This window comes from uncultured Streptococcus sp., assembly GCF_905372115.1.
In the GTDB taxonomy this organism is placed as follows: Bacteria; Bacillota; Bacilli; order Lactobacillales; family Streptococcaceae; genus Streptococcus.
The window spans coordinates 95,133-106,563 of the sequence record NZ_CAJPNR010000004.1 but is presented as its reverse complement, the minus strand read 5'-3'; the positions used below and the strand labels follow the sequence as shown (position 1 = coordinate 106,563).

The 11,431-nt window shown below is 46.3% G+C and carries 12 protein-coding genes; 2 read left to right on the top strand and 10 right to left on the bottom strand.

The annotated features are described in order from the left end of the window. Positions 1-118: 118 nt before the first annotated feature. The gene (locus QZ169_RS02785) at positions 119-937 is read right to left on the bottom strand and encodes an ADP-ribosylglycohydrolase family protein (protein WP_295504786.1); all 819 of its coding nucleotides are present in this window, start codon (positions 935-937) and stop codon (positions 119-121) included. Positions 938-1,048: 111 nt separating this feature from the next. Here QZ169_RS02785 and hslO point away from each other — a divergent pair, with 111 nt between their 5' ends. Together hslO and dusB are read left to right on the top strand one after the other, a co-directional pair. Continuing rightward, positions 1,049-1,921: an Hsp33 family molecular chaperone HslO gene (hslO, locus tag QZ169_RS02780; RefSeq protein WP_295504784.1), complete on the top strand. Its 873-nt coding sequence runs from the start codon at positions 1,049-1,051 to the stop codon at positions 1,919-1,921. Beyond that, entirely contained in the window at positions 1,908-2,885 is a 978-nt protein-coding gene (gene dusB / locus QZ169_RS02775) for a tRNA dihydrouridine synthase DusB (RefSeq protein ID WP_295504782.1), read from the top strand. The genes hslO and dusB overlap by 14 nt, the downstream gene beginning before the upstream one ends. Before the next feature lie 40 nt (positions 2,886-2,925). Here the strand turns inward: dusB and QZ169_RS02770 are convergent, their stop codons facing one another. The 9 genes from QZ169_RS02770 to QZ169_RS02730 all read right to left on the bottom strand — a co-directional run bounded on the left by QZ169_RS02770 (position 2,926) and on the right by QZ169_RS02730 (position 11,345). Beyond that, entirely contained in the window at positions 2,926-3,600 is a 675-nt protein-coding gene (locus QZ169_RS02770; protein ID WP_295504780.1) for a DUF6287 domain-containing protein, read from the bottom strand. Between the two features lie 238 nt (positions 3,601-3,838). After that, positions 3,839-4,627: an NUDIX hydrolase gene (locus QZ169_RS02765; RefSeq protein WP_295504778.1), complete on the bottom strand. Its 789-nt coding sequence runs from the start codon at positions 4,625-4,627 to the stop codon at positions 3,839-3,841. 56 nt (positions 4,628-4,683) lie between these two features. After that, complete coding sequence (gene pnuC, locus QZ169_RS02760) at positions 4,684-5,499, bottom strand: nicotinamide riboside transporter PnuC (protein ID WP_295504776.1); 816 nt, start codon at positions 5,497-5,499, stop codon at positions 4,684-4,686. Between the two features lie 21 nt (positions 5,500-5,520). After that, positions 5,521-6,579: an AAA family ATPase gene (locus QZ169_RS02755; RefSeq protein ID WP_295504774.1), complete on the bottom strand. Its 1,059-nt coding sequence runs from the start codon at positions 6,577-6,579 to the stop codon at positions 5,521-5,523. Positions 6,580-6,699: 120 nt separating this feature from the next. Further along, positions 6,700-7,101, bottom strand: a complete 402-nt coding sequence (locus tag QZ169_RS02750) for a DUF4430 domain-containing protein (protein WP_009660206.1) — start codon at positions 7,099-7,101, stop codon at positions 6,700-6,702. Continuing rightward, positions 7,085-7,570, bottom strand: a complete 486-nt coding sequence (locus QZ169_RS02745; protein ID WP_295504772.1) for an ECF transporter S component — start codon at positions 7,568-7,570, stop codon at positions 7,085-7,087. Before QZ169_RS02745 ends, QZ169_RS02750 begins: the two co-directional genes overlap by 17 nt. A gap of 42 nt (positions 7,571-7,612) precedes the next feature. After that, positions 7,613-8,323, bottom strand: coding sequence for a DUF4272 domain-containing protein (locus QZ169_RS02740; protein WP_295504770.1), 711 nt, complete (start codon positions 8,321-8,323; stop codon positions 7,613-7,615). Positions 8,324-8,450: 127 nt separating this feature from the next. Continuing rightward, entirely contained in the window at positions 8,451-10,880 is a 2,430-nt protein-coding gene (locus QZ169_RS02735) for an ATP-dependent Clp protease ATP-binding subunit (protein WP_295504768.1), read from the bottom strand. Then, positions 10,881-11,345, bottom strand: coding sequence for a CtsR family transcriptional regulator (locus QZ169_RS02730; protein ID WP_295504766.1), 465 nt, complete (start codon positions 11,343-11,345; stop codon positions 10,881-10,883). Between the last annotated feature and the right edge of the window lie 86 nt (positions 11,346-11,431).

Genomic DNA, 11,431 nt, shown 5'->3' with positions numbered 1-11,431 from the left:
TACAGAACTAAATCCTTTCAATAATTAATTGTCTAACTTTTTGGGGTCAGTACAAGATGGCTCTTTTACTGTTTTACTTTTTAAATGATCAATACAGTCCTGTCTTCCGATTATCCCTTTAAAACAAGCAGCTTTCCAACAGTTCTTTATTGCGCAGCTGGGATAACCAGTTGTCAGGAATCCCTTCCAAACCGTAGATAATACCAGCCAGACCGCCAGCAACTGCTGCTACTGTATCAGTGTCATCGCCCAAATTAACAGCTTTCAGGACAGTTTCCAGATAAGAAGTGCTAGTCAGCAGACACCACAGCGCTGCTTCCAAGGTATCCACCACATAGCCAGTAGAGCGAATGTCATCTTCGGTCAGCTCTGCTAAAGTTTGCAAACGAGCGTAGGTCGTACTAGTCTCTAAGCCTGATAGTATTTCCGGTAGTTGCTGGCCTTTTAAGAGCCTACGAGCAATATCCACATAAAGCTGGCAGGCCTCCACGGAAGTCGCATGGGCATGTGTAATACTGGAAGCAGCCTCAACGTCAGATGGACCGGCTTCCGTAAAGGCAAGGGGCAGAATCCGCATCAAAGAACCATTTCCATTGGAATATTCATCAGACATACCGTGTCCTCTTGTCAAAGCTTCGCGAGTCGCATTTCCTATATCGAAGGTCAAACCATCTGGCGTGTAGGCTCCCTCGAAGAGCCAATTTTTAAACCGCTGCTGCATATCGACAGGGTCAATCTTACCTTTTCCCCTAATAGAATCACAGGTCGCCAAAACAAGGCTAGTATCATCTGACCAAGTTCCAGCAGGTTGCTGATGGCTGCCATACCCCACCATCTCAACCGCTTCAAAACTGCCACGAGTCAAGAATTCATACGGAACACCTAATGCATCAGCCACTGCCAGACCATAGACTGCCGCTTTCAAAGATTGGTTCATGCTAGCCTCCTTTGTTTTATTATACTATTTTTGATTTTAAAATTCTTCCTAACCCCAAAAAACAAGCACAGTCATGCGCTTGTTTTTCTATTTTGTGTTAAAATAAAAGGTATGGACAAAATTATCAAAACTATCTCAGAAAATGGTTCTTTCCGTGCTTATGTGCTGGATAGCACAGAGACGATTCGGGCTGCTCAAGAAAAACATCAAACTCAAGCAAGTTCTACCGTTGCACTTGGCCGCACACTGATTGCCAGTCAGATTTTGGCTGCAAATGAAAAAGGCCAGACCAAGATTACCGTCAAGGTCCTCGGGACCAGCTCACTAGGCGCGATTATCACAGTGGCAGATACCGAGGGCAATGTCAAAGGCTATGTGCAAAATCCCGGTGTAGATATCAAAAAGACTGCCACCGGTGAGGTTCTAGTTGGTCCTTTTGTCGGCCAAGGAGAATTCCTCGTCATCACGGACTATGGTACTGGCAATCCTTACAACTCCATGACTCCTCTCATCTCTGGAGAAATCGGCGAAGACCTAGCCTTCTACCTGACCGAAAGCCAGCAGACACCTTCCGCAGTTGGTCTCAATGTTCTCTTGGATGAGAATGATAAAGTCAAGGTTGCTGGTGGTTTCTTGGTACAAGTTCTGCCTGGTGCCAAAGAAGCTGAAATTGCCCGCTTTGAGAAGCGGATCCAAGAAATGCCTGCCATCTCAAAACTGCTGGAATCCGATGACCATATCGAAGCTCTGCTGGCTGCCATCTATGGTGATGAGCCATACAAACGCCTGTCTGAAGAGGAAATCCGCTTCCAGTGCGACTGCAGTAAAGAGCGTTTCATGAATGCCTTGGCTACCCTGCCAAAGGCTGACTTAGAAGAGATGCGTGACCAAGATCACGGAGCTGAAATCGTCTGCCAATTCTGCCAGACTGCCTATCACTTTGACCAAAATGACCTGGAGGAACTGATTCGTGACAAATCTTAATACCCCTTTTATGATTGGGAATGTTGAAATTCCCAACCGCACAGTTCTGGCGCCTATGGCCGGTGTAACCAACTCTGCTTTCCGAACCATTGCCAAAGAGCTGGGAGCAGGCCTGGTCGTGATGGAAATGGTCTCTGACAAGGGCATCCAGTATAACAACGAAAAAACCCTCCACATGCTCCATATTGATGAGGGAGAAAATCCCGTTTCTATCCAGCTTTTCGGTAGCGACGAGGACAGTTTAGCCCGCGCAGCAGAATTTATCCAAGAAAACACCAAGACGGATATCGTCGATATCAATATGGGCTGCCCAGTCAATAAAATCGTTAAAAACGAAGCTGGAGCTAAATGGCTCAAGGACCCTGAGAAAATCTATAAAATCATCAACAAGGTCCAGTCCGTTCTGGATATTCCCCTGACAGTCAAGATGCGGACGGGTTGGTCCGACAGCTCACTGGCTGTAGAAAACGCTCTAGCAGCCGAAGCCGCCGGAGTCTCCGCTCTGGCTATGCACGGCCGCACCCGTGAGCAAATGTATACTGGTCATGCTGACCTTGAGACCTTGCACGATGTAGCCCAAGCTCTGACCAAGATTCCTTTCATCGCTAACGGAGATATCCGGAATGTACAAGACGCAAAACAGCGTATCGAGGAAGTCGGCGCCGATGCCATCATGATAGGCCGAGCTGCTATGGGAAATCCTTATCTCTTTAACCAAATCAACCACTACTTTGAAACAGGCGAAATCCTTCCAGACCTCAGCTTTGAGGACAAGATGAAAATCGCCCACGACCACCTCTCCCGCTTGGTAAATCTCAAAGGAGAATATGTGGCTATCCGCGAATTCCGGGGCCTAGCTCCTCACTATCTTCGCGGTACTGCGGGAGCAGCCAAACTCCGCGGTGCTATTTCACAAGCTGAAAGTCTGGCTGAAATTGAAGAACTCCTGCAAATCCAAAAATAAAAACGAAAGGAAGCCGATTGGACTTCCTTTTTTGTTCTGTTTAGGGCTGAGTCACCACAACGCTTGTTACTGAACCATCCGCTCCTGTTGTAATCTGCAGATTGGCATTGCCTTGGCCGCTTAACTGCGCATTGTATTTTCCATCATCCAGCGTATAGGAGTAGGAAGCGATAGAATAACTATCTGTCTTTCCATCTGCAGCCTGAACCGTGAATTGACCATTACCCGATACGGTCACAGTATTTCCATTGGCATCCTTCCAAGTTCCAGCAGCGGCTGAGAAATCCCCATCCACCATAGTCAAGACACCTTTATAGCGAGCATTGCTGGCTGCCTGCTTATTTTGAAGTTGGCGATTGCTTTCTGGTGCTTGGGCTGGTTGAGTTGCTTGACTCTGAGTATTTTGTCGACCTGAAGCTTGCTGCGGCTGCGTTTGTTGGGCTTGAGGTGCTTCAACAGTAGACTGTTGCTGATTAGCAGGAATTTCGGCTTGTCCAGGCTGGCTAACTGCTCCTTCTGAAGAAGCGCTATTGCTAGCCTTAGGAGAAGCGCTGGCCTTGCTGGATGACGCAGCTTTTAAGCTAGAGGAAGTCTGAACAGTCTTGCTAGAACTAGCACTTGTTGTACTTTCTTCTTTCTTACCACATGCCCCTAAAAACAAACTAGAAACCAGAACTGCAGCTGCCATCATTTTTGTATAAGTACGTGTTTTCATCTTTTGTCTCCTTGTAATATTTAGAAATCTTTTTGTAATATTATTGTAACACTATGAATTTACTATGTCAATCATTTATGCAAGATTTTTCGAAAAATTTTTTACTCAAGTAAAGTTTCGCTTCTCAATCTGCTTCTTTTGTCATGAGAAACTTGCTCCTACTTATCTATTCGTAATTAAAAATGAAAAAAAACAGGACAAATCTGTCCTGCAAGAGAAATATATAATCAACTTTCTTTTAATCTGATTTTTCTGCCTTCAGCCGATAAACTTTTCTCGGTTTCTTCTTCGGTACTCGCTTGACACCAGCCTCCTCTAAGTATTCTCCAAATTTAACTAGAAAATTATTGCTGACGATAGGTCGTCTAGGCGAGATGAGATTGACCAGTTCAGTCCCTTCATAGACAGTAAAGGGCGATTCCAGCAGATGAAGAAAAGTTGGATTCCAGTCCAGTCGTCCCTGAATCCGCTTGATAGATTCCAGCAGGATTTGGTAGTGGTCAAAGGCAAAGTCCTCTGCTGTCAGGAGCCGCTCTCCATCTTTAAAACTACTAGTCTTAAAGTCAACATCAAGAAAGGTGACTTCCTTGGCATCATCCCCAGCTTGCGCTTGATCTACTGCTATGGCCGGCAGATAGACCAGATGGGCAATGGTGATGACCCAACCGCGCGGATCACGTCCTGGAGTAGAAACCGTCATCAGCTGTTCCACCTTTTCCAGCGGTATCTCCAGCCCCACCTCTTCCTTTACTTCCCGAATGCAGGCTTGATAGGCATCCTCATGCTTGTTCACAAAACCTCCGACTAAGGCATATTTATTCTGATAAGGATGAGCCTTACGCTTGATGACCAATAGTTTCACCTGACCATCCACAAAGCAGTAAGCCACCATATCTGCTGTTACGCTAGGTGTCTCATACTTGGGTAGATCCTGTGTCTTGTACCATGCCAAAAAGGCGGACTCATCCGCCATAGTTTCATAGTACTCTTTTTCCGACATTCCCGCTGGGATATCCTGTTTGGTCATGAATTTTTCGTCCTTTCCTAAGCTATCTTTTTCTATCAAAAATCTCAAGCCTTGGTCTAAGCTTTCTTCACCGCCTTGGTCCACTGATACCATCCGACGATACTATTGAGGGTATAGACCCAGTACATGGCCTGGATATGGAGATTGCTACCCCACCAGAGATAGATACTGAAGAGATTGGTCGCAATCCAGAAAATCCACTGCTCGCGGTAGAGACCAGTCATGAGAAGCTGACCAATACCATTGGTCGCATCTGTCACACTATCACGGAAAGGCCGGTGACTGTGAATGCTCTTATAAGCAAAGCCCATACCAATCCAAATCAAGGCAGTTAAGGCCAAATATTTAAACCAGCCGCGCCAATCTAACTTCTTAGCTTCAAAATGAGAAGGCTCCGTCTTGTCTTGTTCATTGACCCGGTTGGACAGCCAAGTATAAAGGCCAATCGGCTGCATGATAAAGAAGTAGACTGTAGTCAACACTTCTCCATAAAAACTAGCATTGAAGGACAATATAAGGTAAATTGCCGAATTAACCGCTCCGAAGAGATAATTGCTGGCCCGCCCCTCGGCTACTAGAATAACGCAAACGATGCCTGTCCAGGAAGCAAAGAGTCCCAGCCAGTCATGCTGCTTCTGACCACTGGTAAACTCCAGAATGAAAGGCAGACTGGAAAGAGCAAGCAAGTAGAGCCATTGAGTCAAGTTACGCCCGCCAAATAAATCCTGCCAGAACAATTTCGCTATGCCGCTAAAACCTTGTTTTTTAGCTGCCGCACAGACATCGCGGAAATTCTGAACAAAGGTTTGAGATTTTTGTTTCAGTCCTGCGTAGAGAGCTGCAGGCGAGAGTTTTTGATTTTTTACTACCATTCTATTTTACCACTTTCTATTTTAATCTGCTTGATAAATCATGTCAATCGCTTCTTTGGCCGCCTGATAATTGTCAAAATAACTGCCAGCCAGATAAACCGTTGGAATATGAGCCAAGCACTGCTCTCTCAGCTTTTTCAGATAGCTTGAAAAATCACTGCGTATAGCCTCGTCTGCCATACTCATATCGCGAAAACCATCGTTGACATAGACCCCAACCGGCTCAGCAAAGAGAATCAAATCCCATTTTTCCTTAGACAAGATGCTAGCAAAGAGATTGTCAAAGGTATCTGTTTCCTCGTCTTGAACCGGAATTTCTTTCAGATAGTAATCATAGTAAGCCTTGGTTACCAGCGAATTTGTATCAGCCACGACCAGACCACGATTGGCGCTGCTGTCAATCAAACGGGAAGTCTGAGCATATTGTCCTAAGAGCAGATAATAATAGTCTTTAGGGGTCAGCTCATCGTCTCTCACGTTATTTTGAATCTGATATTCTCGAGCATATTCTAGACTAACCGGAGCATCATAGTAGCGAGCTAAATCTTTGGCCAAGGTTGTTTTGCCATTGCTGGCGCTGCCCATAATCAGCACTTTCTTGGTAAAGTGACGCCGGAAAGGTTGGGCGATATATTTCCAATAACGACTAGGATTTTCCCGAATCATCGTTGCTGAAATCCCAAACTGGCGCTCCTGCAAGGAAGTTTTGAAGTCACGCTTTTCTAACTCCTTCTGATAGTCAGCCTCACCAACAAAGAAAACCAGTTCCTCGCGTTCTGAATCATAGCCCACCAACTCCAATAAAGCCGGCAGCCACTTGTCCCAACCCAGAGGATAGCGAGGAAAAGAAGTTTCGTCCAGTTTGTAAACCTGGGTCAATTCATCATCTGCGAAAGTCTCCCGTGTATATCGAAAACGCTTCTGCAGAGACAGACCCACTTCCTGCCCACGGTCTCCCTGATAACCTGAAACCACCACGCGCACCTTATCATAAGAACGCTTAGCCTTCTGTATCAAGTCGATATGCCCCTGATGCAAGGGAGCAAATGTTCCAAAGACGATTGCAATTTTTTCTTTCATACGTTTAACCTTTTTATTGTTTTTTATATTTTATTATTTCTATGATTTTATTTTAAAACTATATCAAGGGCACAAAAAAAGAACCTAAAGCCTTGAGCATCAGATTCTTTTTTACAAGATTTATTGCTGATAGACTTCTTGGTAGAATTCCAGCTTGTCTCCATCCTTGACAGTGATTTGATTGGCTGCCTTAGGAGCCATTTCTCCGTTGACCTTAAACATCCAGTAGAGGCCCTTTGCTTCATCCTGAGCATGACCGTCAATAGAAGTGATAAAACCATCTTTTTCTTCGACCTTATAGGCCTTCTTCAAAGCATCCATCGCTGTCTTTCCTTCTGCAACAGCCACCGTTTTCTCGCTCTTCTCCTGACCTTCTGGTGCAATACTGATGCTGATTTTCAGTTCCTTTTTAACAGAAGAATCAGCTGAGCTAGAGCTCTTGTCAGTATTGGTCTGGCTGCTGCCGCAACCAACAAGGAGAAGGGCCAAAGCAAGGGTGAGCAAACTAAAGATTTTTTTCATTATAGAGCCTCCTTAAAATAGGGTACAAGAGTGGGTAAAAAAACAAGGTCGACAGTCCGTGCGCTATATTGAAGGTCAAAGCGTTGATAATCGCATAAGACCACCAGTGATAGTTGTACAGCAAAGCTGTCAGTGTATCGATGGCAATGCCATAGCCAAAGGATAGGAGAGCTACTGCTATTCCCTGTCCCACTAGATTTAACCGAGGATAGAGCAGCCGCCAAAGGCAAAGAATCAGTCCAAAGGACAGCAACTGAAAGAGGACAATCGGACTCATTCCCAAAAGAAAGGCTGATGTAAACATCGTCACAGCCATCACTAGGAGTGAAGTCTGCAAATCCTCAAAGATAACGATCAGAAAAAAGATAGCTGAGATAGGCTGCACATTGGGCAAAAAGGAAAATGCATAGCGAAAGGCCACACATAGAGCCGATAGGATAGCAATTTTAGCCATTTTATGAGCGGACAAAGGTACCTCCTTTTCTAATTAAGTGATTCAAGAGAAGTTGGACTAGGTATGCAGCTCAACAGCATCCCAGTCTTGGGCCGTATTCAGCCCCAGCAGCCAGTCAAGGCCAGACCGCCTCTCCAGAACAACACTTTCATCAAGGCCTGCCGGTGCTGGCTGGTCATGAATCCGAGCATCAACACAGGCCCAGTGATAACGATAAATCAAATCATCCTCATCCAGTAACTCTTCTAAGCTGCGCGGTTGGCATTTTCCCAGAAATTCCTGAAAGTCAACCGCACTAGCGACTGCGTAAATAGCAGCATCACAATCACAAATCTTATCTGGAAACGGCAAAGTATCTACTAGACCTATGTACCAAATCAGGGACCAATAGGCCTCGTAATTCCAAACCATATTGATGATAGCTGCCGGATCGGCGCGGCCTTCCAAGACTACCCTTTCTTTGGGCGTCAACTCTTCCTGCACCCCGTATTGCTGCAGTTTATCCTGCAGCCACTGGCGGCTCTCCTCATTATAATTATTATTTTCGATATCCAAGGCCGCCTGAATAATCAAGAGGCTGCTAATAGCCCGCCGCGCAATTTCTTCTAGCGAGCGCGGCCACACCTGCTCAGCACTTTCGATGACCGGCAAATGCTCAATGTAAGGAATACCTTCCTTCTTCAAACGCTGGATACTAGCCGCCTTGCGCTCTTCAGGTGTTTTCACTCTGGCTCGCCTACCAGCAAACAAATCTTTAAAAAACGACATATCAGCCTCCAATCCTTCAATTTTCCAGTTTCATTGAATGATGAAATAACTGTTCGGTATCTATAGGTATGATTGCTATCAGGGATTAACCGCGAACACACAACTTTCCATTGAAAGACTGCGCTTTCTAAACCACTTCGAACTTGAGCTGGCCAGCCTTGACACCAACCTTAAGTGTTTGGCCAGCAGCCAAATCTCCTGTCAGGAGCAGCTCAGACAACTTGTCCTCTACCTGGGTTTGCAGAGTTCGGCGCAATGGCCGTGCTCCCATTTCCACATCGTAGCCTTCCTGAGCCAGCAGCTTAAGGGCACTAGCCTGAAACTTCAGCTCAATTCCCTTCTCAGCAAGACTGGCAATGAGCGGTTTGACCATAACCTTGACCACTTCCTGCATATCTTCAGCAGATAGGCTGTGGAAGACTACCTTCTCGTCGATACGGTTGATAAACTCCGGTCTATATGCTTTCTTGAGTTCTTCCAGCATCCGTTTTTCCATATTGGCATGGTCCAAGCGGATATCCCGCGCCCCAAAGCCCACCGTCTTATCATCCCGCAAACTGGTTGCCCCCAGATTGCTGGTCATGATAATAATCGTGTTGGAGAAGTCCACCTTGCGGCCCTTGCTGTCAGTCAGCTGACCATCATCCAAGACCTGCAGGAGAACATTGAAAATATCCGGGTGCGCCTTTTCCACCTCGTCAAAGAGCAGGACAGAATAAGGTCGGTTGCGCACCTTTTCCGTCAGCTCCCCTCCTTCTTCATAGCCTACATAGCCTGGAGGCGCTCCATTGAGGCGGCTAGCCGCGAATTTCTCCATGTACTCACTCATATCAAAGCGGATGAGGGCAGATTCATCATCGAAGAGACTTTCGGCCAAGGCCTTGGCTAGCTCTGTCTTCCCGACCCCTGTCGGACCTAGGAACATAAAAGAGCCAATCGGCCGCTTACTGTTGCGGATACCAGACTGGTTGCGTCGGATAGCTCGGCTGATAGCTGAAATCGCCTCGTCCTGCCCAATCACGCGTTTATGCAGTTCTGTTTCCAAATTGAGGTATTTCTTGGCATCTGTCTGAGTCAGCTTCTGCACTGGAATACCAGACAAAGCACTAAGAGTAGCCAAAACATCGTCTTCTTCCACTTTCAGTTTATAGAGCTTGGGTTGCTGCTCTTGCTCAAGCAGCTTCGACACCTTTTTAAAGTCCGCTGCCATCAAGGCTTGATCCACTGGTGTCAAATCTGACTGCTCGTAATTTTGCGGTCCTCTGTTCTGCACTGTCGCACTAGCCTCGTCCAAAAGATCGATGGCAGAGTCTGGCAGGTGCTTGCTAGTCAGATAGCGATGGGCGTATTTCACCGCCGTCTCAATCGCCTGATCACTAATCTGCACCTTGTGATGGTCCTCATAGCTCTTTCTCAAGCCTTGTAAAATAGCAATGCTGTCAGCCACATTAGGCTCTTCTATGCTGACCTTGGCAAAACGCCGAGAAAGAGCAGCGTCTTTTTCAATGTGTTTCTGATACTCTTCCTGCGTCGTAGCGCCAACTGTCCGCAGAGTTCCGCGAGCCAGAGCCGGTTTCAGGATATTGGCCGCATCCAAGGTCGAGTCAATACCGCTGCCAGAGCCCATGATAGTATGAAGCTCATCGATGAAGAGAATGACATGACCATCTTCTTCAATGTCATTGATGATGTTATTCATTCGCTCCTCGAAATCTCCGCGAAAGCGAGTGCCAGCGACTACATTCATCAAGTCCAGCTCCAAAACCCGCATCTTGGCAAGTTCAGCAGGAACCTGACCAGCTGCTACACGCTGGGCCAGACCTAAAGCCAGAGCTGTCTTACCAACCCCAGCATCTCCAACTAGCACTGGATTGTTTTTAGTCTTGCGACTAAGAATCTGAACTATCCGTGAAATTTCTTGATCGCGGCCAATGACGGGCTCCAATCGGCCATCTCTAGCCAGCTCCGTCAAATCACGAGTGTAGTCTTCTAGCCCCCCGCTGGTAGAAGCTGGCATACCCATCATATTAGCCATGGTCTGCTTGGCTGCCATTACTCCCTTATTCAGACTGCGAATAGCCTTGATATCTTCCTTTCCCCAGCCAGCTCGCTGTTCCAAGACCTTTCGCAAATCACTGATTTTCGGTCCCTGTTCCTTGTCCTCGTAACTAAAACCGGTAAATTCCAGAATACGAGAGGCCAAGGTCCCCCGGTCAAAGAGCATGGCCAGCAGCACATGTTCAGTACCTACATGCTTAGCGCGAACAGCTTCTGCAATTTGGCCCGCTTCCTCAAACAGCTCCTCTAAGCGATAAGAAAAAGGCAGCAGCTCGAAGTGACCGTCTTTCTGATAAGCCTGACCAGTAATCTGAAAAGCTGCTTCTTCAAATCCATCAACTTCTACAGGAAACTCATTGAGAACAGAGCCGGCAACGCTGTAGGGATTATTAGCCAGAGCAATCAGCAGATGCCATGATTCCAGATAATCTGTCGTAAAATGGCCGGCCAAGAGCTGGGCTGCTTCCAAGCTTTCTATTAAGGCTTTTGAGTATTTCATTTATGATTCCATTCCTTTTCTGTCTAGTTGTTGTAAAATCTTTTTTAATATCCGGGCACGAATCGACGCAGCTCCATCGCCCAAAATCGAGTCCGATGCTGTTGACAAGATTAGATTACCCTCACGTTCAGTCATAATCTTCTCGTCAAAAAGAAGCTGAATAACATCTGTGAAAACCTGCTGGCTGACACGATCTCCCACACTGTCGCACAGGCCGCAAAGCATCTGATGCCGGTCGGAAAATTCAATCTTTCCAATTCGAATATAGCCGCCGCCACCACGCTTACTCTCAACGATATAGCCCCGACTTTCCGTAAAACGCGTCTTAATCACATAGTTAATCTGACTGGGAACCACCTGAAAAACATCAGCCAGTTCACTGCGTTTTAATTCAACCATCCCTGCCTGAGCTAGAATAGACTTGATATATGCTTCAATACTGTCCGATGTGTTTTTTGCACCCATGACTTCCCTTTCCAGTTGAGAATTTCAGAATAAATCTCTTCTTTCCTTGCTTCTCTAACATTGACTATCTTTGACTAATATTATAC

What these genes read in the sequence shown, in the direction of transcription:
- hslO (WP_295504784.1), top strand. Translation starts at nt 1,049, where the DNA reads ATGGACAAAATTATCAAAACTATCTCAGAAAATGGTTCTTTCCGTGCT.
- QZ169_RS02735 (WP_295504768.1), bottom strand. Translation starts at nt 10,880, where the DNA reads ATGAAATACTCAAAAGCCTTAATAGAAAGCTTGGAAGCAGCCCAGCTC.
- QZ169_RS02765 (WP_295504778.1), bottom strand. Translation starts at nt 4,627, where the DNA reads ATGACCAAACAGGATATCCCAGCGGGAATGTCGGAAAAAGAGTACTAT.
- QZ169_RS02730 (WP_295504766.1), bottom strand. Translation starts at nt 11,345, where the DNA reads ATGGGTGCAAAAAACACATCGGACAGTATTGAAGCATATATCAAGTCT.
- QZ169_RS02750 (WP_009660206.1), bottom strand. Translation starts at nt 7,101, where the DNA reads ATGAAAAAAATCTTTAGTTTGCTCACCCTTGCTTTGGCCCTTCTCCTT.
- QZ169_RS02755 (WP_295504774.1), bottom strand. Translation starts at nt 6,579, where the DNA reads ATGAAAGAAAAAATTGCAATCGTCTTTGGAACATTTGCTCCCTTGCAT.
- QZ169_RS02785 (WP_295504786.1), bottom strand. Translation starts at nt 937, where the DNA reads ATGAACCAATCTTTGAAAGCGGCAGTCTATGGTCTGGCAGTGGCTGAT.
- QZ169_RS02770 (WP_295504780.1), bottom strand. Translation starts at nt 3,600, where the DNA reads ATGAAAACACGTACTTATACAAAAATGATGGCAGCTGCAGTTCTGGTT.
- QZ169_RS02740 (WP_295504770.1), bottom strand. Translation starts at nt 8,323, where the DNA reads ATGTCGTTTTTTAAAGATTTGTTTGCTGGTAGGCGAGCCAGAGTGAAA.
- pnuC (WP_295504776.1), bottom strand. Translation starts at nt 5,499, where the DNA reads ATGGTAGTAAAAAATCAAAAACTCTCGCCTGCAGCTCTCTACGCAGGA.